A 751-nucleotide genomic window follows, 5' to 3' on the forward strand; every position below is an offset into this window, starting at 1 on the left:
GGTCGGGGCCCTCGCCACCCTCGCCACCCTGGCGTTCCTGGTCATCGGCCTGCCCGCCGGCGCCTGGGTGGACCGGATGCGCCACCGGCGCGTCCTCGTCGTCGCAGACCTGGCGAAGGCCGCCCTGTACATCTCCGTCCCGCTCGCCTGGTGGCTGGGCGGGCTCACCCTCTGGCAGCTGTACGCCGTCGCGCTGCTGAGCGGCTGCGCCACCGTCTTCTACGACATCGCCTCGCAGAGCGTGCTGCCCCAACTCGTCGGCCGGGAGCATCTGGTGCAGGCGAACTCCGCCATGGTCGGCCTGATGGCCGTCGGCAACATCGCCGGACGCAGTGCGGGCGGCGCCCTGGTCCAGTTGCTCACCGCGCCGGCCGCCGTCGCCGTGACGGCCGTGAGCCACCTCGGCTCCGCGCTGCGCCTGATCGCCCTGCGCGACACCCCCGCGCCTTCGCCGGCCTCGCCGGCCGCCGCCAGGGCCGGCACTGCCCGCACCGGTGCTCCCGGTCTCGGCGCGCAGATCGGGGAGGGCCTGCGGCACGTCCTCGGCAATGCCGAGCTCCGCGCCCTCGCGCTCACCGCGGCCCTCACCAACCTCGGGTTCCAGATCGTCAACACCCTGCTGCCGGTGCTGTTCGTCCGGGAACTGCACCTCCCCGCCGGTGCGTTGGGCCTGTTCTGGGCGGTCGGCGGCCTGGGGCTCCTGTGCGGCTCCCGCTGCGCCCGGCCGTTCGCCGCCCGGGTCGGCTTCGGC

General features: G+C 75.1%; 1 protein-coding gene. It reads left to right on the plus strand.

Features of this window, described 5'->3' with window-relative positions:
* Positions 1–751 (plus strand): MFS transporter (locus VR45_RS39680; protein WP_045944829.1); only part of this gene is annotated, 751 nt, incomplete at both ends.

The organism is Streptomyces sp. NRRL S-495 (assembly GCF_000966955.1).
GTDB lineage: Bacteria > Actinomycetota > Actinomycetes > Streptomycetales > Streptomycetaceae > Kitasatospora > Kitasatospora purpeofusca.